Genomic DNA, 22031 nt, shown 5'->3' with positions numbered 1-22031 from the left:
GGCCAGCGCTGACGCGCGTCTTCGCGGCGTTGATATCCGATCGAAACAGTACCGAAGGGTAAGTCACGGAATGGTTGCGGGCCCTTGCGGCAGACGCGCGACGCCGGCACGTCCGGCCCGCTCGACGCCGGCACGTCCGGCCCGCTCGACGCCGGCACGTCCGGCCCGCTCGACGCCGCCTCGACGCTCTGCGTTAACCTTGTACGGGGCAGTTTCCGCTGCCAGCCAGGTTTCGCAGCAGCTGAAGGAGAGTAGTTGTCCCGTTCAGCCATGTCCTCGGCCGATGCCATAGGCGCGAGGCTCCGCGACCTCGAGCAGCTGACGAAGGGCCCCCCATGGGCCCTGACCCGCTCGGCGCCGTGGGTTATAGCCGTCCTCCAGGCTTCCTTCACCCGCACCAGGCCGCAACTTCCGCTCGAAGAGTTCCATGCCGACGTCGACGCTTTCCTTGAGCAGCTCCGTCGCCAGGATCCCGTGCTCGGCGGGCAGCAAAACGGCAAGTCATTCGGCGACGAATGGACACGCAAGCAGTTCCTGACCCGTCGTAACCAATCCGGCCAGATCGTCTACGAAGTCACGGAACCGGCGGCCCGCGTGCTCGCGTTCCTCGACAGCCTGTCAAGCGAACGTTCCACACTCAACGGGTCACGACTGGGCACCCTGCTTGGCGATGTGGAGAAGCTCGCCAACGAAACCAACCCGGACCAAAGCGCCCGCCTGGAAGTTCTGGAAGAGGAAATCCAGGAGCGCCAGCAGCTGGTGGAAGACATCAGTTCCGGCGAGTTCGATGGCCTGCTGGATGACGAGGAAGCCGTGGAAGCCGCGGGCAACATCCTCGACCTGGCCGCCAGCCTTCCCGCGGACTACAAGAAAATGCGTGACCGCATCGAGGAACTGGTGGGTGAACTCCGCAACCAGATCATTGAAGAGTCCCTCAGCAAGGGCGCCACCATGGCGCAGGTTTTGGAAGCGGACAAACGGCTGCGGCAGAGCCCGGAAGGGCGTACGTTCCGCTCGTTTACGGCCTTCCTGGAGGATCCGCAGCAGCAGCTTCGTTTCCGATCGGCGATCGGCGAGGTCCTCAGCCGGCAGTTCGCGGATGATCTGTCGCACGAGGACCGCGAAACACTGAAAAACCTCGTGGCCGAACTGCGTTACCAGCACAGCCAGATCCAGCGGATTTACGGCAAGCTCTCCGAGAGCCTCAACACCTACATCCAGAGCGACGACATCCGGCAGTCGGTCAGCCTCCGCAAGGTCCTGGCCGAGGCCGAGCAAGCCATCCGTTCCCTGCCCTACGAGCGTGACAGGCCGGGCCTTATCCCCGGACCGGTGCTGTTCAACGCGGGTTTTGAATCACTGGCCATGGTCAAGCTCTTTGACCCGGACGAGTTCGCGACACCCCCACGGCTGGCCGACCCCATCGCGTTCAGCGACTCGGACCGGATCCGTTCGGCGCGCACCGGCAAGGCGCGGCCCGCCGTCGTGCGTGCTGCCATGGCGGGTTCGGCAACCATTGGTGAGGCGTGGGAAAACCTGCCCGCCGAAGAACGGCACATCAACAGCGTCCGGACGCTCCTGTCCCTGGCGCTTCAGGGCGGCGCAGCCTTCGACCGCGCCGCGTGGGAACACATCGACTTCGAACAAATCGACGGCAGCATGCGCACGGCGTACCTGCCGGTCGTCACGCTGAATGAGGATTCCAATGACTGAGGACATCACGACGACGGACGTCACCCTTGAGGAGGACGTCACTGGCCCGGATGAGGTCACAAATACCGACGAAGTCACCGGCCCGGATGAGGTCACCGAAGAGGCGGCCGGGACCGCGGCCGGGCACGTGGACCCCTTCCGCATCACGCCGCGGGATACCTTCGTGGACGGCGCCGCACTCTTCCCGGGCGATACCGGCGTGCTCCCCATGAAGGTCCGCCATGCCCTGGTGAAGCTCCTCAAGGGTCCCTACATTGACGGTGGCCGCGACGAGAAACTGTGGACCACCCTTTTGGACAACCAGTTGATCCTCCGCAGCCGCCTGTCCGAGCTCTTCCTCACCCTGCAACTGGACCACGACCGCAAGATCGCCGTGCTTCGGCCGGTTGATCCGGAAATCGTTGGGGCCAGCTCCCGCTCCAGCATCCTGCGCCAGCAGCGTGCCCTCAGCCGTGTGGAAACCATCGTGCTGCTCCGCCTGCGCCTCCTCCTGGACCGCCACGTCACAGCCCAGACCGACCCGACGATCACCCGCGAAGAGATCTCCGACCTCGTGGCGAACTACACCCCGGCCGGCCAGCAAGATGCCCTGCGCGACTCCGACGTCGTGACCCGCACCATCACCAAACTCCTGGCCCGCCAACTGCTCCTCCCCACCCCGTTGGACGATACGTACACCATCAGCAACGCCCTCCCTCTGGCCCTCCCCTTCGAAAACATCGGCGACATCCCGGCCCACATCGAAGCCCTGGTGGCAGTAGGAACAGACGAATCCGGCACGGAGCCCCTGCTGGAGCTCTCCGATTCGAACGAGGACACGGATGACGACGCCGACGGTGACGTGCGAGCCGACGCGGACGCAACCAACGCTGAAGGGACCACGAAGTGACTATCGCAAGCATGCTCCCGCTCGGCGAACTGACTAACCCCGGCCAGATGCGCCTGGCACTGGTCCAGGTGGTCAACTGGGGTACGTTCCATGGCGCCCACACCATGCACGTGGACCGCAAGGGGACGCTGCTCACCGGTAACTCGGGCGTGGGCAAGTCGACGCTCTTTGATGCGATGCTTCGCGTTTTCGATGCCCGTCCGCGCTCCAATGAGGCCGCTGCCCAGCGTGCCGGCGGGGCTGTGGAGGACAAGAGGACCACCTTCACCTACATGCGCGGCAAGGTTGGTGATAAGGCGGTAGGGGATAGCTCGGCCAGTGCCTTCCAGCGCCCCGGTGCCACGTGGTCCGCCGTCGCCCTCACGTTTGATAACGCCGCCGGCACCAAGGTGACGATATCGGCGCTGTTCGACCTGCCAAAGAACGGCACGGAGTCCAGCGTCGGGCGTTTCTATGTGATTGACAGCAAGCCGCTGGATCTCGAGGCGATCGAGGGCATCGCGCAGAAGCGGTTCACCAAGGGCGCTCTGGAGGGGATTTTCCCTGACGGCCAGGTTTTCGACGTCCACAAGGCTTTCGCCGAGCGCTTCCGCCGCCTGCTCGGTATCAACTCCGACCAGGCGCTCCCGTTATTGCGTGTGATCCAGGCGGGCAAGGGCTTGGGCGGCAGCGTCAATACCTTCTTCCGTGACCAGGTCCTGGACGCCCCGGCCACGTTGGCTGCTGCGGATGATGTGGTGGAAGAATTCAGCAACCTGATGTCCATCCGGCAACGGCTGGAGGATGTTCGCCTGCAGCGCGACCAGTTGGCTCCGGTGCCTGCGCTGAACAAGGAGTACGCGCAGGCTCTACTGGATGCCAACCGTCTCCGCGAGCTGGCCGGCGAGGAGTTTGAGGCCTACAAACAGCAGCTCGCCGTCACGGTGCATGCCAAGACGTTGGCCCGCTTCAAGGAATTGGCGCAGTCCAAGGCGCAGGAACTCGCCGCAGAGCGTGTGGTGCGTGACGCCTTGGCCAAGGAGCTGCGCGACCTTGAGCTGGACTACAACAACCGGGGCGGCAACGCCATTTCGGCTATCGAGCAGGCCTTGGAGAACGCCAAGGTCGGTTTGAAACTGCGCAAGCAGGTTGAAGATTCGGCCAAGAAGGCACTGACGGACGCCGGGTTGAACCTGGAATGGTCCGCCGAGGGCTGGGACCAGGCGCACGAGCAGGCAGCAGCCCGCTCCATCGAGCTGAAGGACGATTCGGAGGCCTTGAAGGAACTCCGCTTCGAAGCTTTCGACGGCCACGCAACCAAGAAGCGCGAACTTGCGGCAGCCCAGCAGGAGCTGCTGTCCCTGCGGTCGCGCAAGTCCCTGCTGCCGCCGTCGAGCATTGAGAACAGGGCGGCCATCGCGGCCGCCACGGGCGTTCCCGAAGAGCGGATGCCGTTTGGCGGCGAGCTGATCGACCTCGCCGAGGGGCAGGACCAGTGGCGTCCCGCCGCCGAGCGGGCCCTGCGGAACCTCGCTACCACATTGCTGGTTCCGGGCGAGCACTTCGCTGCGGTGACCCGGTATTTGAACGACAACACTGTCCGCGGAGCGCTGCGCGCGGTGGATGTTTCCAAGCCGCTCGCCGGTGGCGCGCTGGCTGTGGAGGACGTGTCCGACGGCGACCTCTTGACCAAGCTGAGCATCCTCACCTCGGGTGCGAACGCCGACGCCGGGGAATGGATCCGCGAGCGGATCGCCCTCGACTTCGCCTACCCGTGCGTCGAAAACCCGGACGAGCTCGCTGCGATGGACAAGGGTCTGAGCCTGGGCGGCGTGGTCAAGCGGAACCGGCACACCGTGGAGAAGGACGATCGCTTCACCAGCCGGCAGGACTACGTTCTGGGCTTTGACAACGCCTCCAAGCTGGAGCTGGTAGCGGCCCGCGTTGGCGAGCTGGAAAACGAGCTTGCAAAGGCCGCGGAGCTGGCGCAAAGCCGCGAGGATTCGCACCAGGGCATGGCACGCCAGCTGGAGGCCCTGCGTCGCGTAGCTGAAGATGAGCGGCCGTGGGAGCAGGTTTCCGCCGATGTTGCAGCCGAGGAGCTGGCGCGGATTGAGCAGCGCCTGGTCGATGCCCTGGCCGCCCAAGCTGACCTTGAACCGTTGCGCGACAACATCGAAACGGTCCGCGAAAAGCACCAGTCCTCCACAGGCGTCGCAGCTGTGCTGCAGAGCGAATACAAAGCGCTCGACCACCAGATGACCACGGCTGACGGCCTCCTCGACGCGGCGAGGCTCAAGCTCGAGCAGTCACCGCCGTCGGCCTCCACCGTCACGGCGCTGGAACCGTACTTTGCCGGCGCCGCGGACGTCTCCGAACTGCACGAGCTGGACAACCTTGCCAACAGTGTCCGCAACAAGCTCCTTGACGAACTACATGCCGCGGAATCCCGGGGCCAGGCCACCGCCGAACGGCTGACCCGCATGTTCGAGGCCTTCGTCCGCGACTGGGGGAGCGCCATCAGCGCCGACCACGGCACCTCGATCGCCGCGGCCGGGGACTTCGAGGCCCGCTACCACGCAATCGTCAGCGATGGCCTGCCCGCGCAGGAGGCCGAGTTCCGGCTGTTCTTCAACCAGCGCACGCACGAGTCCTTCAGCACGCTCCTGCATTTGCTGGATGAGGAGCGGCGCAGCATCACCAGCCGCATCCTTCCCCTCAACGGCATCTTGTCGGAGGTCAATTTCCACGAGGGCAGCTTCCTGGAACTGGACATCAAGCAGACACTGCCCGCGACGGCCAAGGTATTCAAGGATGCCATCCAGAACGCCTTGAAGACCAAGCACACGCGGCCGTCCCGTTCCGCTGCGGCCGCGGGTTCGGTAGAAACCGACGACGACGCCGAGCTCACCGCCCGCTACAAGTCCTTGGAAACCCTGGTGAAGCGGCTCGGATCCCAGACACCTGAGGACCGACGCTGGCGTGCTGAAGTGTTGGATGTTCGTGGGCACGTCTTCATCCAGTGCAAGGAACACCGCGAGGTCGCACCGGGCAAGAACAGCAAAGCAGGCAAGAAGAAGACCGAAGTGTTCATGCATGCCGATACCGGCTCGATGTCCGGCGGTGAGCGTCAACGGTTTACCGCGTTCATCATGGCGGCGGCATTGAGCTACCAGTTGGGCATCGCCGAGCAAGGCTTCACCACGTACGGCACCGTGATGATGGACGAGGCTTTTGTGTTGGCTTCCGAGGAATTCGCGGGTGCAGGCATCAAGGCGCTTCACGAGTTTGGCTTCCAGTTGCTGCTGGCCGCCCCGGAGAACGTGATCGACCTCTCCCGGCACCTGGGCTCAGTCACGGAGATCCTGCGGGATAAGCGCACCAACCGTTCCGGCGTTCTCACGGCGCCGGTCATTTCCGGGCAGGGTGAGCCCGGAGCCTGGCGCTCCGAAGCCAACCCGGTCGATATCGTCCTCCGCTAGAAGCAACGCGGGGTCACTTATGGCCCTTTGGTAGGCCCTTTATGGGCCATAAGTGACCCCGCGTTGCTTTGCTGTCTAGCTGCGGACGCGGTCCAGGAACTGCGCGGTCCGGGACTCCAGCCCTGCGATCTGCTTCAGGACCACGGCTGCCGGGTCCGGATTGATCTCATTGACCGGCGGTTCTTTGCGCACATTGGCGCTGCAACCGAACTCCGCGCAGATCAGGGTGCCCACAGTGTTGCCGTCCTTGCCGGATTGCCCGGCCTTCCTGGCAACCCAGAGGTAGACGTCGTCCTTGGAGAAGACGTCCCGGCACAGTTCGCAGAGCACCACGCGCTTCTTGCCGGACCCTCCTTCGGGCGCGCGGAGCATGATCCCGGTGAGCTTTCCCCGGTACGGAACCACGAGGTAACCGCGCTGGGGCATTTTCTCGTCGCGCCATCCCAGGAACTCGAGTTTGTCCCAGTCGATGGCGTCGAAGTCGCGCGGAAGGTTGGCCTTGGCAGCCTCGGAGCGGCTGGCGTTGATGAAAGATGAGCGGATTTGTTGGGAAGTAATTTTCTGCATGGCAATGCTTCTTTCGAAAAATGGTCGACGTCGGCAGCGCGCCTGGCGCTGCGGGTGGCACTGGGCCGTCGGTCACCAAAGATAAGAACAAGGGCGCGCTAAAAGAAGCCCAACTGATGTTGGTGTTTTTGGGCGCTACTTGGCTGGTTCCGACGCGACGGGGTGGGCCAAGCAGGCCGAAACGGCCACCTCGCCAACCATGGCTGCAGCAACTGAAGTGTGCACGCTCATCCCCTCGTCGTTTTCAAAGAAGCGGTAGTCCGCCCTCAACATCCTAACCCCACCAGAAAGCAACGCGGGGTCAAATATGGCCCATTGGAGCCCCAAACATGGGCCATAAGTGACCCCGCGTTGCAGGTGGAGGAGATTACGTGACGCAAACGTTTCGTAATTGTCCGGAGGGTAGGCTAGCCTTACTTAGGTTCGCATCACTTACCTAAGGAGTCCCGTGGCTTCCCTTCTTCCACGCCGCGCCCTGCTCAAGACCGCAGGTACCGCGACGGCCGCTTTGGCCGCCGTCGCCCTTTCCCTCACCGGCTGCTCCACTGGTCCGGCCACCTCGACACCGGCGTCCGAGCAGGCTGAGTCCGCCGCCTTCCCCGTCACCATCAAGAACGTCTTCGGCGAGACCACCATCAAGGAACAGCCCAAGCGTGTTGTCACCGTTTCGTGGGTCAACGACGACGTCGCCCTCGCCTTGGGCGTAGTGCCGGTCGGCGTTCCGAAGAACGAGTGGGGCAACAACGACAAGGGCTCCACGCCGTGGAAGGACGCAGCCCTCGAGAAGCTCGGCGCCGGTTTCGGTACTGACAAGGCCCCGGTCCAGTTCTCCGAGGCCGATGGCATCAACTTCACCGAGATCGCCAAGCTCAATCCGGACGTCATCCTGGCTGCCTACTCGGGCCTGGAAGAGGCTGACTACAAGAAGCTCAGCGAAATCGCCCCCGTCGTGGCGCAGCCGGAATTGGCCTACGGCACGCCGTGGCAGGAAAGCACCACCCTGATCGGCAAGGCGCTGGGCAAGGAAACCGAAGCCAAGAAGCTGATCGAGGACACCGAGGCCACCATCAAGGACAAGGTCTCCAAGTACCCGCAGATCAAGGACAAGACCTTCATCTACGGCAACCTTGAGCCCGCCAAGGGCGACGGCGCCAACGTCTACACCGCCATCGACAACCGCCCCCGCTTCCTCTCCGAGATCGGCATGAAGCTGGCCCCGGTGGTCACGGAGAACACCAAGTCGAACACGGAATTCTTCATCCCGTGGTCCGCTGAGAAGGCCAACGAACTCGCCTCCGATGTCTTCGTTACCTGGGTTCCGGAAGCTGCAACGGCCGACGCCATCAAGGCCGACCCGCTGCTGGGCCAGATCCCGGCCATCAAGAAGGGCGCCCTGGTTGCCGATTCGGACCAGACCCTGACGCTCTCCATCTCCGCTTCTTCGCCGCTGAGCCTGCCGTGGGCGCTGGACAAGTTCCTGCCGCAGCTGGGCCAGGCCGCTGACGTGGCGGGCAAGTAACCGCAATGAAACTGAGTACGACGACGGCGGCTACCGTGGGGCGGGTTGGTGGCACTTCGGTGCCGGGTAACCAGCGAGGCATCGCGCCCGGTAGCAGCGACGTGGCCGGACGGGGAACCCGGCCGCGCAGCGCAGCCAAGCGGACCGCCTGGCTGCTGGTCGCCGTCGTCGTACTCGCCGCGGTGAGTGCCGCCTCCTTGGCGATCGGCGCCCGCGGCCTTCCCCTGAATACCGTGTGGGAAGCCATCACGCACTTCAATCCCGCAGATGGCAACCACGCCGTGGTGGTGGCCCGCATTCCCCGGACTGTCCTGGGCCTGCTGGCCGGAGCCGCACTGGGCCTGGCCGGCGCCGCCATGCAGGGCGTGGCCCGCAACCCCCTTGCCGATCCCGGCATCCTGGGCCTGAACGCCGGGGCCGCGCTGGCCGTGGTCGTTGGAATTTACGTGTTCGGCATTGGTTCGCTGACCGGTTACATCTGGTTCGCTTTCATCGGCGCCGCAGCAGCCGCCGTCGTGGTTTATGCCATTGCCTCCCGAGGACGTGACGGTGCGACGCCGGTCAAGCTCGCCTTGGCGGGTGCGGCGCTCAGCGCGGGTTTGTTTTCGCTTATGAACGTCATCCTTGTTTCCAGCCAGGACACCCTGGACCGCTTCCGTTTCTGGCAGGTGGGAAGCATCGGCGGGCGCGACTGGTCCGTGCTGCTGCCCGCGCTGCCGTTCCTGGCCATTGGTGCGCTCATTGTGTTGGGCGCGGGACGTGTCCTGAACAGCCTGGCCCTGGGTGACGATATTGCCCGCGGCCTGGGCCAGAACGTCGGTTTGGCCCGTGGAATCACGGCCTTGGGCATCGTGCTCTTGTGTGGCTCCGCGACTGCGCTGGCCGGGCCCATCGGCTTCCTAGGCCTGGTGATCCCGCACGCCGTTCGCTTGCTGACAGGGCCGGATTACCGCTGGATCCTCCCGTTCTCCCTGGTCTCGGCCCCTATCCTGCTCATCACCGCCGACATCATTGGCAGGGTAGTCCTCCTCCCGGGCGAAGTCCCCGCCGGCATCATGACCGCGATCGTCGGCGCACCCGTGTTCGTCTGGCTCATCCGTCGCGGAAAGGGGGCTGGACTGTGAGTGCCCTCAAATCCGCGGGCGTGCTTGCAATTAATGACAATCGCAGGCCCGAACATCATCATCAAATGCCATCCCGGCGAGCAGTAAGCCCCACGTTCTTCCTGGGCCTCGCGCTGCTGGTGATGTTCGCCGTGTATGTGCTCCTCGGCAGCTACACCGTGACCATCCCGGACTTTTTCACGATCGTCATCAACCACCTGACCGGCGGGGAGAAGATTCCGGGCGCGAGCTTCATCGTCATGGAGCACAAACTTCCGCGCGCCGTGGTGGGAACCATGATCGGCATTGCCTTCGGGCTGGCCGGCGCGCTCTTCCAGACCATGCTGCGCAACCCGTTGGCCAGCCCGGACATCATCGGCATCAGCTATGGTGCCAGCGCGGCCGCCGTGACGGCCATTGTGGTTTTCGGTGCTTCCGGAGCCGTGGTGTCCGGGGCAGCCCTGGGCGGTGCGCTCGGGGTTGCCGCCATCATCTACGCGATTTCCCGCAGCACGGGTTCCGGCGCGGGGGGAGGCAGCCGCGGCAACGCTGCCGGCAACCGGCTCATCCTGGCGGGGGTCGGCATCGCCGCAGCACTGCACGCAGTGGTCAACTTCCTCATGACCCGGGCCGATATCCGGACCGCGGCCGACGCCCTCATCTGGCTCAACGGCTCATTGAACTCCGCGACGTGGGACCGGGCGGGCGTCCTGACGGTTTCCTTGCTCATCCTGATCCCCGCAGTGATTGCCCTCGCCGGCCCGTTGCGCATCCTCGAACTCGGCGACGACGCCGCTGCCGGACTGGGCATCAGGGTTAACGCGACCCGGCTGGGACTGGTGCTGACCGCCGTCGGACTTGCCGCCGTCGCAACCGCCGCTGCCGGTCCGGTCGCCTTCGTTGCCTTCCTCGCCGGCCCGATCGCCCGCCGCATCGTGCGCAAACCGAGCCTTCCGGCGTCGGCCCTGACGGGTGCGCTGATCGTGTTGGCCGCCGACTTCTTTGCCTCCAACATCGCGCCGCTCGTCCTGGACGGAACCGTCCTCCCGGTCGGCGTCATCACCGGCGCCCTCGGTGCCCCGTTCCTGCTCTGGCTCCTCCTCACGTCGAACCGAAAGGAAGCCTGACATGGCCCTCCTTCATGCCAAGGACCTGACGCTGCAATACGAGCAGCGCAAGGTTGTTGAGGGACTCTCCACGGAGATCCCCGAAGGTAAAGTCACCATGATCGTCGGTGCCAACGCCTGCGGAAAGTCCACGTTGCTGCGCGGCTTGTCCCGACTTTTGAAGCCAAGCGGCGGTGCAGTCACCCTGGATGGCAAGGACATCCACACCCGTCCGGCCCGCGAACTCGCCCGTACGCTGGGCCTGCTGCCGCAGCACCCCACCGCTCCGGACGGCATCACCGTACGCGACCTCGTTGGCCGTGGGCGGTACCCGCACCAGGGCTTCTTCCGGAGTTGGAGCGCCAACGACGACGCCGCGGTGCAGCGCGCGCTCGAGGCCACCGACACGCTGGGGCTCGCTGAGCGGAGCATCGATGAACTGTCCGGCGGGCAACGCCAGCGGGTGTGGATTGCCATGGCCTTGGCCCAGGAAACCGACGTCCTGCTGCTCGATGAGCCCACCACGTACCTGGACCTTGCCCACCAAGTGGAGGTCCTGGACCTTGTCACGGACCTCAACCGCAGCCGTGGCACCACCGTGGCCATCGTGCTCCACGACCTCAACCTGGCAGCACGCTACGCCGATCACGTCATCGCCATGAAGGGCGGCTGCATCGTCGCGGAGGGCCCCGCAACCGAGGTGGTCACCGAGGAACTGGTATTCAACGTTTTCGGCCTGGAATCCCGCGTGGTTCCGGACCCCATTTCAGGAACACCGCTGATCGTCCCGATTGGCCGGCACCACGCACAGCCCGCACGAACCAACGAACTGGAGATCGCATCATGAGTGCACAACCGACACAGGCCACCGCGAGTGCCGCCGTGGAGCCCATGACCCTGGCCTTCGATGTCACTGTGACGGCCGTGCAGGAGTTGAGCCCCAACTTCCGCCGCATCACGTTCGGTGGCTATTCGCTGCGCGGCTTCGGGGTTGCCGGCGACACTTTGGACCTTCGCGTGAAGCTGATGATCCCGTCCTTCGACGCCGACGGCAACGCCCTTCCATTGCCGCCCTTCAAAATGGAGGACGCCGGCTGGTACAAGGAATGGCTTGCCATGGATCCGTCTGTTCGCGGCGACATGCGCACCTACACGGTCCGGTCGGAACGCCTTGATGCCGTGTACCCGGAGATCGACATCGACTTCGTGATGCACTTCGATGAGCACGGCAACGGTGGTCCTGCCGCGAACTGGGCCGTTGCCGCGAAGCCCGGAGATGCCCTGACCATCATCGGTCCCAACAACCGCGCCGCGCAGTGCACCACCGCGGGTGCTTACGGCGGCATCGAGTGGCGTCCGGGGTTGGCCCAGCGTGTGTTGCTCGCGGGCGATGAAACTGCGGTCCCGGCCATCAGCGCCATCCTGGAGAGCCTGCCCGCGGACATGACCGGCCATGCTTTCCTTGAGGTGCCGTCGGCAGCTGATTTCCAGGACATCACCACCGCAGCCGATATCGAGATCACCTGGCTTGCCCGCGGCGCAGCCATCGGACGCTCCCGTCCGCATGGTGAACTCCTCAAGGAAGCTGTTGCCAAGGCTGTTCCCGTTCCGGGCTGGGTGGGCCTCAAGGGATCGGACAGTGCTGCCGGCCCGGAGCCCGAAGACGTCAACGTGGACCAGGACATCCTCTGGGAAACCCCGCAGCGCATGGACGCTGCAGCCATCGAGGCCACGAAGAACCCCACCCTTCCCGCCGGTGCGCTGCCGTTCTACGCCTGGATCGCAGGCGAAGCCTTCGTGATCAAGGAGATGCGGCGGTACCTGGTGCGCGACGTCGGCATCGACCGTAAGCAGGTCGCGTTCATGGGGTATTGGCGGCGCGGCAAGGCAGAGGGCTAACCCTCTCCCACATCCCTACCGCTTGAGCCCATCCCTCTCTCACATCCCAACTGTTTGCGGCCAACCCTCGCTCACGTGTTCACTCCGGGTTGGCTCGGGCTTAACCGAGGGCGGGTAGCTTCGGTTTGGTGCGGGGAGATTTCGGGGACGGGGAAAACGTTCGACGGCGGTACGTCGCCATCGGGGATTCCTTCACCGAGGGCGTGGGGGACCCGAGCAACGTCCTGCCCAACGGGGTCCGCGGCTGGGCCGACCGTGTGGCCGAGAAGTTGGCGAAGGCACAGTCCGGCTGGGAGTACGCCAACCTGGCCGTTCGCAGCAAGAGGCTACGGCACATCATCGATGAGCAACTGCAGCCGGCCCTCGACATGGAGCCGACGCTGATCACGCTGTATGCCGGCGGGAACGACATCCTGGATTTCGGTACCGACATGGAGGCGCTCCTGAATGACTACGAACTCCTCGTGGCGCGGCTGAGTGAAACGGGCGCAACCGTAGTCCTCTTCACTGGATTCGACGTCAAGGTCTCGGCTGTCCTTGAGCCTTTCAGGCGGCGCAACACCCTGTATAACGAACGAGTCCGCGGGATCGCCTCCAAGTATGGTGCCGTGCTGGTGGATTACTGGTGCTTCGATGCCTACAAGGATTCGCGGATGTGGGCCCCGGACCGGCTCCACATGTCCAAAGCCGGGCACAAATACCTGGCTGCCCAGGTCCTGGACCACCTCAACGTCTCCCATAAGATTTCGCCCAAGGAATGGGAACCGCCCTCGCGCTTGACCCTCCGTGAATGGGAACGCCGGCAACGCCGTTGGGTCAACGACTGGGTGGTGCCGTTGTTCGGCCGCAAACTGCGCGGAGTGACGCTGGGGGATTCGCTGCAGCCGCGCTGGCCCCAACCGGTCGCAGTCCCCCGCAAGGGTGGCCTGAAGAAGCTCGTGGAGGACAGGGAAGCAGCCCAATGACCACCGCACTGAGATTCGTCGCTCCAGCCATGCGTCTATAGGCCACTAGACAGGTATGTCTATAGGCCTATAGACTGAATTAATGATGATGAAGCGCCGGGATCTTCTGAGCAGGCTGAAACGCACTGCGAAAGATCTCGGCGTCGACTACAGCACTGAAGAAGGCGGGAGGCATACCCGCGTCACCATCGGCGGAAATACGACTTTCGTGCCTCGCCATAATGAAATTGGTGAGAAGTTGGCCAAGTAAATTATGAAGCAAGCCAAGGGAGAGGACACCAAGTGAAGCTCGAAGTAACAGCCAGCCGCGACGGCCGGCTTTGGTTCCTGGAATCAAAGCAGATCGAAGGTCTGACCACGCAGGCCCGAACCGTGTCCGAAATCCCGGAGATGGTGCGTGACTTGGCATCCCTGCTTACAGGCCGTCCCGAAACGGATTTCGACGTCCACATCACCTTTGACGCACCCGAAGTCACCGAGCACCTCAGGGCTGCTGCGGAGTTGGCTGCCAAGGCTGACGAGCTGAAGGCAGCGTCAGCGCGGGAACGTCACGAGGCCGCGATGGTGCTCAAGCGCCAAGGGGTTACTGTCCGCGATATCGGGGCCGTCCTGGGGGTCTCCCACCAGCGAGCCCAGCAACTCGTCAGCCACTAACACGCACCTTCAGGCTTATAACCGGCAACAGGCCGGAAAGCTCAGCTGTCCAGCAGGTTCTCGTAACCCTCGGCCACGCTGGTAGCGGTGAACTCGATGATCTCGAAGTCGGCAACTCCGTTGCTGTAGAACGGGTCCTGCCCCAAGGAAGCGTCCAGTGCTTCCCTGTCCACCTTCGACAGCAGCACGCCTCCCGTGGCTGGTACGCGACGTCCGGACGCAAGGAAGATGCCGTCGTCGAACGCTGCTTTAAGCCAGGCCATATGGCCCGGCCGGTGGAAGTCGACGATTTCGTCCGGAACTTTGTAGGTCAAGGAGACTACGAACATGCCGTCAGCCTATCGCCAGCGAAGTGTGCTGGAGCTACCAAGCCAGCGGATTCTCATAAGATGGACCCATGAATCAACCCCGCTGGCTGAACGCCGACGAACGCCGCGCCTGGCTGGCCCTCCTGAGCATCAATACGTTGCTCCCGTCGGCGTTGGATACCCAGCTTCAGTCCGCCGGCAAACTATCCTTGTTCGATTACAACGTGCTCGCGATGCTCTCCGAAACCGAGGGCCGCTACCTGCCCATGAGCGAGCTCGCTGCCCGGACAAGTGCCTCGTTGTCGCGGCTCTCGCACGTGGTCACCAAACTGCAGAAGCGCGGCTGGGTTGAACGTCAAGCGCACCCCGGAGATGCCCGGGTGACAGTGGCGCACCTGACTGACGCCGGCATGTCCACCATCGTTTCCCTGGCTCCTGCCCATGTGGAATCGGTGCGGACCCTGATGCTTGATTCGCTGACTCCCGATGACGTCGCCGACCTCGCGCGCATCGGCGAGAAAATAGTTGCCAGGCTCGATAACAACCACTGGATTCTCCGCGATTCCTAGCGGTTCCACCGGGCTTTGGGGCTGTGGGCGCTGAAGTGGCAAACTGGCGGCATGGATTTTTCTGCCCGCTACGTGGCCTTGGGAGACTCGTTCACAGAGGGCGTCGGCGACGACGATCCCACGCGCCCCAACGGGGTTCGAGGCTGGGCTGACGTCGTGGCCACGCAACTCGCCCTGGGTAATCCTGGGTTCGGCTACGCCAACCTTGCCATCCGCGGGCGCAAACTCCGCCAGATCATGGCAGAGCAAGTGGATGCCGCCGTCGCCATGAAGCCCACCTTGGTGAGCCTTTATGCAGGGGCGAACGACATCCTGCGCCCCAGGATCGATATCGACTCGCTTTTGGAGGAGTACGACGCCGGCATCGCCAGGTTGAGTGCCACCGGCGCCACCGTGCTGCTCTTCACGGGCTTTGACGCAAAAGGCTCGAAAGTCTTCAGCACCATGCGCGGCCGCACCGCGATCTACAACGAACTGGTGCGCGAGATCGCGGAGAACCATGGTGCTTTGCTGGTGGATTACTGGCGGTTCGATGAATACGACGACTGGCGTATGTGGGGCGAGGACAGGATGCACATGTCCACCGCAGGCCACCTCAACATGGCCAAGCGGGTGCTGGATGTCCTGGAACACGAACACGTGATGGACGTGCCCGAGCTTGCGCCTGTCCGGCTTTTGAACCGGGTGGAGACCCTGAAGGCCAACGCGCGCTGGATCCGGGAATCGGCTGCACCGTGGGTGTCCCGCCGTCTGCGCGGCGTATCTTCCGGCGATGGCCTCAGCCCGAAGTACGCCGAGTTGATCACGCCGCTTCCCTGAAACCGGGCGTAGCGAGCAACGATCCGTCGCGAAATACCGCGATCACCTCCACGCCCCACTTTTCAACAGCGTGGTCCATCGTTCCCGGTCCGCCGGCAACGATGGCCGTCGCGAGGACGTCGGCGGTGACGATGTCGGCCGCAGCCACGGAAACTTGCAGGAACTCAGGCGCCGCGCCGCCAACCGCCCAGATGTGGTGGCCCCTTTCGGCGGACCCTGACGTCGCCAGGGCACGTCGCGTGCCCAGCGGGTACGTGAGCAGCAAGGCCTGTCGATCAAGGGGATCCACCACGCCGGCGAGCCACGGCTCGTGCGTCTCCGGCGTTGGCGAGCCACTCACCAGCACGTCCCCGCCGGCGTTCAAGCACCAGTCCCGTAAACCGAGGGCCTCCAGCGACAACGCGGCTTCACGCGCCGCGTGCGCCTTCACGATCCCGGAGAGGTCCAACACCCCGTCGGGACGTTCGGCCGTGAAGGCGCCATCGGTAGACAACCGCCACTCAGCGGCTTCTGCATAGAGGTCCCGCATCACTTCCGACGCATAGGGCAGCGTTAGTTCCCCACGGGCCAGCCGGCTCGCTTCGGAGCCAGCCCGGTACAGGCTGAAGGTCAGGTCCAGTTGGGTGAACTTGTCCTCGACGACGGCGGCAGCTGACTCGAGCTCGTCGGCGGCGGTCTGCGCGGAGCGGATGCTGGCAAGGGTCAGGCTTACCACGGTGCCCATGCTGTGGAACGTCCGGGCCCGTAGTTGCGGGTTACTGGAAGTGGGCTGCATCGAGGGCCGCCTGCAGGGAGGTGAGGTAGGCGTCGCTGGTCACCGTGGCGCCGCTGACGGTTTGCACCTTGGCTGACTGTGCCTGCAGCACCTCGGAACGCAGGATCGGGGCAGCACGGCTGCTGATCTGGGCCGACTTACGTTCGGCATCAGTCAGCTTCAGCGCAGCGACTTCCGTGATCTTGCCGCCCTGGATTGTCACCCGGACCTGCACAGTACCGAAGCGGGTCTGGACCGACGCGCCGTCGAACGTTGCCGCCGTCGCCGTTCCAGTGCTGCCGCTGCTGCCGCGGGCGGCGCCACCGTTCGTGGTGCTGCTGCTCAGGCTGGTGGTGGTTGTTGAGCCGGTATCGGCGACGTGAGCGCCCGACTGCCAGCCGGCCAACAGGATGCCCGCCGATGCCAGCGCGGTTGCCATGGCTGCCCTAATTCTCACCAGTCGAACCTTTCGTAGTGGAGTTGTTCCGCGGGGACACCCGCGGCCCGGGCGTCCTGGATGACTGAGGCAGCCCATTGCGATGGGCCGCAAATGTACACGTCGGCGTCAGCGATGCCGGGAGCGTAGGAGTCGATGCTGAACCCGGCCGCCACCGCAGACTGGGGGAGCCATGGGTGGGCGCCGATCGAGCGTTGTCCCGTGAGATGGAAAAGGGTAGCGCCGCGTGCTTGGCACAGGTCCATGATTTCCTTGCCCAGGAAAAGCTCGGATTCGTCATGTCCCCTCAGCAGGACCGTGGCATGCCCGGGTTGGAACGGCGTGGACTCCAGGAGCGACCGCAACGGCGTGATGCCGATTCCGGCGCCGATCATCACCACGTTGTTCCGCGTGCGGGCCGCCGTGCTGAACATGCCGTAGGGTCCCTCGATGGCAACCTTGGTTCCGGGCCTGATCCCCGCGAGCCTGGCCGAGCCATCTCCGAGGTTCCGGACGGTGATGCGTATTTTGCCCGTCGAGCCCCCGACGCCGACCACCGGCTCGGCGGACAGGCTGAAAGGATGTGGCTGCCACCAATGCCCCGGAGCGAGGAACCTCCAGAAGAAAAAGCGCCCGCCGGCACCCGAGAGGCGCTCAAGCTGCAGGCCCGTCATCTCGATGCTGAAGACCTCCGGTGAAACCCGCAGCACCCGGCTCACTGTGAGCTGATGCCGGAACGTGGCCACCAGCGGTTGGCAGACCCTGTAGAGGAGAAGTGCTGCCCCGGTCGCGATGCAGAGTGCCAGCCAGTACCAGCGCTGCCAGGTTCCTTCGGCGAACAGCCCGCCCACACTGAACTGATGCGGAATGGCGGTGCCGACGGCAGCATAGGTCAGCAGATGGATCGCGTACCAGAATTCGTAGGGGAATCTCCTGCGTACGACCACCAGCGACGTCACTACCACGGCGATGAACAGGGCCAGGGAGACGAACGCGAGCCACATGTCAGGGACGTTGACCCACAACGACACCGATTCGCTGATCGGGTCCAGGCCCTCCGCAGCGCCGTAACCAATGGCGATCAGCAGTCCGTGGGCCAGCAGCAGGAAAAGCGCCGGTTTGCCGAGCTTCTTGTGGACCTCCAGGGCGCGGTCATGGCCGATCGCGTTGTCGACAAAGGGAATCCGGGCTGCGAGCAACAGCATCAGCAGCACCAGGTCCATGCCGATCAGTCCGGCGACAATACCCAAGGACGTCATGGTCGCCGCGAACGACGAGAAGCCGCTGGCACCGCCGTCGGCAAGCCACAGCGATACCGCCGCAACCGGCGACAACCACCCGACGAAACCCAGGACATCGGCGCGGGCCAGCCGCCGTCGTGCTTGCGGACGGAAGCATTCGACGGCGGCAGGTGCTGTCCGCGGGACCGTCGGGGCGGGGCTGTCCACGCTGTAATCTGTGGCTGGGAACGAGGTCATGTTCCAAGACTCGCCCGGCTTCCTTTCATTCTGCTGTGAAAGAGCTTTTGAGGGCGTATGATGCCGGATTGGTCTTAATTTGGCCTGGCCCGTAGAATAGTTAGGCGCTAGGTAGTGCGGATCGTGTGCAATTGCTCCGGTTGGTGGTGAAGTCAGTCTGACTGACATCCCGGTGGCCGGTAGTTAGGGGCTCAAGTTGCGTGCATTCCTGTATTCGCCCGGTATCCCAGGACCTGAGTTATAGCGGTCCTGTGGCCAGCCTTCTTCGCCGCACTTGATGCGGAAACTACCGAAATGGTGTGGACCGGATGCGGACACTGCCTGTCGCACGGCAACGCAGGAACATCTGCACGCCGTTACATTCAATCTTTGGAGGAGAGTCATGGCAGCACACTGCCAAGTGACCGGAGCCGAGCCGGGCTTTGGACACAGCATTTCGCACTCGCACCGTCGCAACAAGCGTCGGTTCGACCCGAACATTCAGAAGAAGCGCTACTGGGTTCCGTCCCTGCGCCGTAATGTCACGCTGACCCTGTCGGCCCGTGGCATCAAGACCATCGACGTACGTGGCATCGACGCAGTCGTAGCCGACATCCTGGCACGAGGAGTGAAGCTCTAATGGCAAAGGACAAGGACGTACGTCCGATCATCAAGCTGAAGTCCACCGCGGGCACCGGTTACACCTACGTAACCCGCAAGAACCGTCGTAACGACCCGGACCGTCTGGTCCTGAAGAAGTACGACCCCAAGATCCGCCAGCACGTCGAATTCCGAGAGGAGCGCTAAACACATGGCAAAGAAGTCCAAGATTGCTCGCAACGAGCAGCGCAAGGTCATTGTTGAGCGTTACGCTGCCAAGCGTCTCGAACTGAAGAAGACCCTGGTAGACCCCAACGCGACTGACGAAGCACGCGAAGCTGCACGCCTCGGCCTGCAGAAGCTGCCCCGCAACGCCTCCCCGATCCGTCTGCGTAACCGCGACCAGATCGACGGCCGTCCCCGCGGCACGCTCCAGAAGTTCGGTATCTCCCGTGTTCGCTTCCGCGACATGGCTCACCGTGGTGAGCTCCCGGGCATCACCAAGTCTTCCTGGTAATCACGAAGCTCTGAAAGGGCCGGCAACCGTTATGGTTGCCGGCCCTTTTTGTGTTTAACGCTCGCTCACGTTCCCGGGGGTTTGGTGGGGTCGCTCGCTCACGTTCCCGGGGTTTGGTGGGTTCGCTCGCTCACGTTCCCGGGGGTTTGGTGGGTTCGCTCGCTCGGTTGGGTGTTCGACGGCGGGTGGTTGGGGTGTGTGATGGGCTTCACTTGGGTGGTTTGTGGGTGTTTTGGGGGGTTTGGTTGGTTGTTTTGGCGGGTTTTCCTTGTGTTTGCGGGGTTTTTGGGTGGGGTTGGGGTGGATTTGGTGTGGGGGTGGGGCGCGTGTAAAGTTATTCGAGTCGCCGCCGCTGATGCGGGATGATGGCGACCGACTCCCTTCAAATTACCGGTTCCGGTGGTGCTTTTGTGTGCTTCTGGTTGGTGGGGGAGGCCCGGGGTTTGGTTTGCTTTGAGCGGCCGGTTCGGGTAAGTTTGAAAAGTTGCTTCGGAGCGATCCAGTGGCCCTGTGGGGTTGGTGGTGGTGCCGGTAGTGTCTGTTGTTTGAGAACTCAATAGTGTGCCAAGTTTGTTGATACCGATTGTTTTTTGATTGGTTGAAATTTATGCCAGTACTGTCGCGCACCCCCGTGTGTGGTGGTCTGGTTTTCAGCTGGTTTCGAATTTTGTGCAGCCGCGTTCTTGCCGTTATTTCCGGTGGGTGTGGTTGTGTCTGTTTGATTTGTTTTACTTCAACGGAGAGTTTGATCCTGGCTCAGGATGAACGCTGGCGGCGTGCTTAACACATGCAGTCGAACGATGATCCCAGCTTGCTGGGGGATTAGTGGCGAACGGGTGAGTAACACGTGAGTAACCTGCCCTTGACTCTGGGATAAGCCTGGGAAACTGGGTCTAATACCGGATATGACTCCTCATCGCATGGTGGGGGTGGAAAGCTTTTGTGGTTTTGGATGGACTCGCGGCCTATCAGCTTGTTGGTGGGGTAATGGCCTACCAAGGCGACGACGGGTAGCCGGCCTGAGAGGGTGACCGGCCACACTGGGACTGAGACACGGCCCAGACTCCTACGGGAGGCAGCAGTGGGGAATATTGCACAATGGGCGAAAGCCTGATGCAGCGACGCCGCGTGAGGGATGACGGCCTTCGGGTTGTAAACCTCTTTCAGTAGGGAAGAAGCGTAAGTGACGGTACCTGCAGAAGAAGCGCCGGCTAACTACGTGCCAGCAGCCGCGGTAATACGTAGGGCGCAAGCGTTATCCGGAATTATTGGGCGTAAAGAGCTCGTAGGCGGTTTGTCGCGTCTGCTGTGAAAGACCGGGGCTCAACTCCGGTTCTGCAGTGGGTACGGGCAGACTAGAGTGCAGTAGGGGAGACTGGAATTCCTGGTGTAGCGGTGAAATGCGCAGATATCAGGAGGAACACCGATGGCGAAGGCAGGTCTCTGGGCTGTAACTGACGCTGAGGAGCGAAAGCATGGGGAGCGAACAGGATTAGATACCCTGGTAGTCCATGCCGTAAACGTTGGGCACTAGGTGTGGGGGACATTCCACGTTTTCCGCGCCGTAGCTAACGCATTAAGTGCCCCGCCTGGGGAGTACGGCCGCAAGGCTAAAACTCAAAGGAATTGACGGGGGCCCGCACAAGCGGCGGAGCATGCGGATTAATTCGATGCAACGCGAAGAACCTTACCAAGGCTTGACATGAACCGGTAATACCTGGAAACAGGTGCCCCGCTTGCGGTCGGTTTACAGGTGGTGCATGGTTGTCGTCAGCTCGTGTCGTGAGATGTTGGGTTAAGTCCCGCAACGAGCGCAACCCTCGTTCTATGTTGCCAGCGGTTCGGCCGGGGACTCATAGGAGACTGCCGGGGTCAACTCGGAGGAAGGTGGGGACGACGTCAAATCATCATGCCCCTTATGTCTTGGGCTTCACGCATGCTACAATGGCCGGTACAAAGGGTTGCGATACTGTGAGGTGGAGCTAATCCCAAAAAGCCGGTCTCAGTTCGGATTGGGGTCTGCAACTCGACCCCATGAAGTCGGAGTCGCTAGTAATCGCAGATCAGCAACGCTGCGGTGAATACGTTCCCGGGCCTTGTACACACCGCCCGTCAAGTCACGAAAGTTGGTAACACCCGAAGCCGGTGGCCTAACCCTTGTGGGGGGAGCCGTCGAAGGTGGGACCGGCGATTGGGACTAAGTCGTAACAAGGTAGCCGTACCGGAAGGTGCGGCTGGATCACCTCCTTTCTAAGGAGCTGCTTACAATCTGTTGTCCCTGCCTGCATGGGTGGGGGTGTGGTTGTCAGTGTTGCCCATTGCGCAGGCGTTTGTTCTGCGGTGGGTGCTCATGGGTGGAATATCAACGAATCATTTTTTTGGCATGGCCTTTGCGGTGGTGTCCTGGTGCTAGTACGGCGGTCCTTCGGGGTTGTTGGGAACGTGTCCGGGGTGTTGGTTGTGGGGGTTGTGTTTGGCGCACTGTTGGGTCCTGAGGCAACAGGACCTTTTTGCAGCAATGCATTGGAGACTGGTGTTTCTTTTGTTCCTGCTTCCGGTACTGCCGTGTTCCCTTGTTGGGGGTGTGGTGGTCTGGTTGATGGGGTTGTTGTTTGAGAACTACATAGTGGACGCGAGCATCTGAGACACACGCACTTGTGTGTGTGTTTCTACAGCAATTTCTTTTTGATGAACC

Annotated in this window: 21 protein-coding genes and 1 rRNA gene; 17 read left to right on the top strand and 5 right to left on the bottom strand. The window is 63.0% G+C overall.

Translation table 11 applies throughout. From position 1 onward, the window contains the following. The first annotated feature begins 255 nt into the window (after positions 1-255). Genes N5P29_RS18970 through N5P29_RS18960 form a run of 3 tightly spaced genes read left to right on the top strand, consistent with a single transcriptional unit; the run spans position 256 to position 6063 of the window. Complete coding sequence (locus tag N5P29_RS18970; protein ID WP_262276331.1) at positions 256-1713, top strand: DUF3375 family protein; 1458 nt, start codon at positions 256-258, stop codon at positions 1711-1713. Next, complete coding sequence (locus N5P29_RS18965; protein WP_262276330.1) at positions 1706-2602, top strand: DUF4194 domain-containing protein; 897 nt, start codon at positions 1706-1708, stop codon at positions 2600-2602. Before N5P29_RS18970 ends, N5P29_RS18965 begins: the two co-directional genes overlap by 8 nt. Continuing rightward, positions 2599-6063 (top strand): ATP-binding protein, encoded by a 3465-nt coding sequence (locus N5P29_RS18960; protein ID WP_262276329.1) that lies wholly within the window; start codon positions 2599-2601, stop codon positions 6061-6063. Before N5P29_RS18965 ends, N5P29_RS18960 begins: the two co-directional genes overlap by 4 nt. A gap of 75 nt (positions 6064-6138) precedes the next feature. Here N5P29_RS18960 and N5P29_RS18955 read toward each other — a convergent pair whose 3' ends face one another. Continuing rightward, on the bottom strand, positions 6139-6630 hold the full coding sequence (locus N5P29_RS18955) for an FBP domain-containing protein (RefSeq protein WP_262276328.1): 492 nt from the start codon (positions 6628-6630) through the stop codon (positions 6139-6141). Positions 6631-7078: 448 nt separating this feature from the next. On the opposite strand from N5P29_RS18955, the gene N5P29_RS18950 reads away from it, so the two are divergent. The 8 genes from N5P29_RS18950 to N5P29_RS18915 all read left to right on the top strand — a co-directional run bounded on the left by N5P29_RS18950 (position 7079) and on the right by N5P29_RS18915 (position 13876). Continuing rightward, complete coding sequence (locus tag N5P29_RS18950) at positions 7079-8149, top strand: iron-siderophore ABC transporter substrate-binding protein (protein WP_262276327.1); 1071 nt, start codon at positions 7079-7081, stop codon at positions 8147-8149. Between the two features lie 5 nt (positions 8150-8154). Next, the gene (locus N5P29_RS18945; RefSeq protein ID WP_262276326.1) at positions 8155-9273 is read left to right on the top strand and encodes a FecCD family ABC transporter permease; all 1119 of its coding nucleotides are present in this window, start codon (positions 8155-8157) and stop codon (positions 9271-9273) included. A gap of 65 nt (positions 9274-9338) precedes the next feature. Beyond that, positions 9339-10379, top strand: coding sequence for a FecCD family ABC transporter permease (locus N5P29_RS18940; protein ID WP_262276325.1), 1041 nt, complete (start codon positions 9339-9341; stop codon positions 10377-10379). Between the two features lies 1 nt (position 10380). Beyond that, complete coding sequence (locus N5P29_RS18935; protein WP_262276324.1) at positions 10381-11205, top strand: ABC transporter ATP-binding protein; 825 nt, start codon at positions 10381-10383, stop codon at positions 11203-11205. Beyond that, on the top strand, positions 11202-12257 hold the full coding sequence (locus N5P29_RS18930) for a siderophore-interacting protein (protein ID WP_262276323.1): 1056 nt from the start codon (positions 11202-11204) through the stop codon (positions 12255-12257). Before N5P29_RS18935 ends, N5P29_RS18930 begins: the two co-directional genes overlap by 4 nt. Before the next feature lie 128 nt (positions 12258-12385). Next, positions 12386-13222 carry an SGNH/GDSL hydrolase family protein gene (locus N5P29_RS18925; protein WP_262276322.1) on the top strand — a complete coding sequence of 279 codons (837 nt, stop codon included), beginning with the start codon at positions 12386-12388 and terminating at the stop codon, positions 13220-13222. Between the two features lie 82 nt (positions 13223-13304). After that, positions 13305-13472, top strand: a complete 168-nt coding sequence (locus tag N5P29_RS18920) for a hypothetical protein (protein ID WP_262276321.1) — start codon at positions 13305-13307, stop codon at positions 13470-13472. A gap of 32 nt (positions 13473-13504) precedes the next feature. Then, a complete protein-coding gene (locus N5P29_RS18915; RefSeq protein ID WP_262276320.1) occupies positions 13505-13876 on the top strand; it encodes a hypothetical protein in 372 nt (123 codons plus the stop codon). A 41-nt stretch (positions 13877-13917) separates the two neighbouring features. On the opposite strand, the gene N5P29_RS18910 is transcribed toward N5P29_RS18915, so the two are convergent. After that, entirely contained in the window at positions 13918-14205 is a 288-nt protein-coding gene (locus N5P29_RS18910) for a YciI family protein (RefSeq protein ID WP_262276319.1), read from the bottom strand. 68 nt (positions 14206-14273) lie between these two features. Here N5P29_RS18910 and N5P29_RS18905 point away from each other — a divergent pair, with 68 nt between their 5' ends. Together N5P29_RS18905 and N5P29_RS18900 are read left to right on the top strand one after the other, a co-directional pair. Continuing rightward, positions 14274-14753 (top strand): MarR family winged helix-turn-helix transcriptional regulator, encoded by a 480-nt coding sequence (locus tag N5P29_RS18905; RefSeq protein ID WP_262276318.1) that lies wholly within the window; start codon positions 14274-14276, stop codon positions 14751-14753. A gap of 51 nt (positions 14754-14804) precedes the next feature. Beyond that, positions 14805-15572, top strand: a complete 768-nt coding sequence (locus N5P29_RS18900; RefSeq protein ID WP_262276317.1) for an SGNH/GDSL hydrolase family protein — start codon at positions 14805-14807, stop codon at positions 15570-15572. On the opposite strand, the gene N5P29_RS18895 is transcribed toward N5P29_RS18900, so the two are convergent. The 3 genes from N5P29_RS18895 to N5P29_RS18885 are packed head-to-tail and all read right to left on the bottom strand — an operon-like array spanning position 15556 to position 18240. Next, entirely contained in the window at positions 15556-16296 is a 741-nt protein-coding gene (locus tag N5P29_RS18895) for an FAD:protein FMN transferase (RefSeq protein WP_262276316.1), read from the bottom strand. The genes N5P29_RS18900 and N5P29_RS18895 overlap by 17 nt on opposite strands. A gap of 31 nt (positions 16297-16327) precedes the next feature. Further along, positions 16328-16783 (bottom strand): FMN-binding protein, encoded by a 456-nt coding sequence (locus N5P29_RS18890; RefSeq protein WP_262276315.1) that lies wholly within the window; start codon positions 16781-16783, stop codon positions 16328-16330. After that, complete coding sequence (locus N5P29_RS18885) at positions 16780-18240, bottom strand: ferredoxin reductase family protein (protein ID WP_262276314.1); 1461 nt, start codon at positions 18238-18240, stop codon at positions 16780-16782. The genes N5P29_RS18890 and N5P29_RS18885 overlap by 4 nt, the downstream gene beginning before the upstream one ends. Before the next feature lie 382 nt (positions 18241-18622). On the opposite strand from N5P29_RS18885, the gene rpmB reads away from it, so the two are divergent. The 4 genes from rpmB to N5P29_RS18865 all read left to right on the top strand — a co-directional run bounded on the left by rpmB (position 18623) and on the right by N5P29_RS18865 (position 21586). Further along, entirely contained in the window at positions 18623-18859 is a 237-nt protein-coding gene (rpmB, locus tag N5P29_RS18880) for a 50S ribosomal protein L28 (RefSeq protein ID WP_144662315.1), read from the top strand. Continuing rightward, positions 18859-19026, top strand: coding sequence for a 50S ribosomal protein L33 (gene rpmG / locus N5P29_RS18875; RefSeq protein ID WP_003798558.1), 168 nt, complete (start codon positions 18859-18861; stop codon positions 19024-19026). Before rpmB ends, rpmG begins: the two co-directional genes overlap by 1 nt. Before the next feature lie 4 nt (positions 19027-19030). After that, positions 19031-19336 carry a 30S ribosomal protein S14 gene (gene rpsN, locus N5P29_RS18870; protein WP_011776360.1) on the top strand — a complete coding sequence of 102 codons (306 nt, stop codon included), beginning with the start codon at positions 19031-19033 and terminating at the stop codon, positions 19334-19336. 733 nt (positions 19337-20069) lie between these two features. Then, a 16S ribosomal RNA gene (locus N5P29_RS18865) occupies positions 20070-21586 on the top strand. The last annotated feature ends 445 nt before the right edge of the window (positions 21587-22031 follow it).

Origin of the sequence: Paenarthrobacter sp. JL.01a (genome assembly GCF_025452095.1) — a bacterium.
Taxonomy (GTDB): domain Bacteria; phylum Actinomycetota; class Actinomycetes; order Actinomycetales; family Micrococcaceae; genus Arthrobacter.
Note: the sequence above shows the minus strand (reverse complement) of the source record. Positions and strands in the feature narration are given on the sequence as shown.

Bases quoted from the DNA above. Each gene is read 5' to 3' on its own strand.
- N5P29_RS18965 (WP_262276330.1), top strand. From the start codon at position 1,706: ATGACTGAGGACATCACGACGACGGACGTCACCCTTGAGGAGGACGTC.
- N5P29_RS18920 (WP_262276321.1), top strand. From the start codon at position 13,305: ATGATGATGAAGCGCCGGGATCTTCTGAGCAGGCTGAAACGCACTGCG.
- N5P29_RS18935 (WP_262276324.1), top strand. From the start codon at position 10,381: ATGGCCCTCCTTCATGCCAAGGACCTGACGCTGCAATACGAGCAGCGC.
- N5P29_RS18905 (WP_262276318.1), top strand. From the start codon at position 14,274: ATGAATCAACCCCGCTGGCTGAACGCCGACGAACGCCGCGCCTGGCTG.
- N5P29_RS18900 (WP_262276317.1), top strand. From the start codon at position 14,805: ATGGATTTTTCTGCCCGCTACGTGGCCTTGGGAGACTCGTTCACAGAG.
- rpmG (WP_003798558.1), top strand. From the start codon at position 18,859: ATGGCAAAGGACAAGGACGTACGTCCGATCATCAAGCTGAAGTCCACC.
- rpsN (WP_011776360.1), top strand. From the start codon at position 19,031: ATGGCAAAGAAGTCCAAGATTGCTCGCAACGAGCAGCGCAAGGTCATT.
- rpmB (WP_144662315.1), top strand. From the start codon at position 18,623: ATGGCAGCACACTGCCAAGTGACCGGAGCCGAGCCGGGCTTTGGACAC.
- N5P29_RS18955 (WP_262276328.1), bottom strand. From the start codon at position 6,630: ATGCAGAAAATTACTTCCCAACAAATCCGCTCATCTTTCATCAACGCC.
- N5P29_RS18945 (WP_262276326.1), top strand. From the start codon at position 8,155: ATGAAACTGAGTACGACGACGGCGGCTACCGTGGGGCGGGTTGGTGGC.
- N5P29_RS18910 (WP_262276319.1), bottom strand. From the start codon at position 14,205: ATGTTCGTAGTCTCCTTGACCTACAAAGTTCCGGACGAAATCGTCGAC.
- N5P29_RS18885 (WP_262276314.1), bottom strand. From the start codon at position 18,240: ATGACCTCGTTCCCAGCCACAGATTACAGCGTGGACAGCCCCGCCCCG.
- N5P29_RS18930 (WP_262276323.1), top strand. From the start codon at position 11,202: ATGAGTGCACAACCGACACAGGCCACCGCGAGTGCCGCCGTGGAGCCC.
- N5P29_RS18895 (WP_262276316.1), bottom strand. From the start codon at position 16,296: ATGGGCACCGTGGTAAGCCTGACCCTTGCCAGCATCCGCTCCGCGCAG.
- N5P29_RS18940 (WP_262276325.1), top strand. From the start codon at position 9,339: ATGCCATCCCGGCGAGCAGTAAGCCCCACGTTCTTCCTGGGCCTCGCG.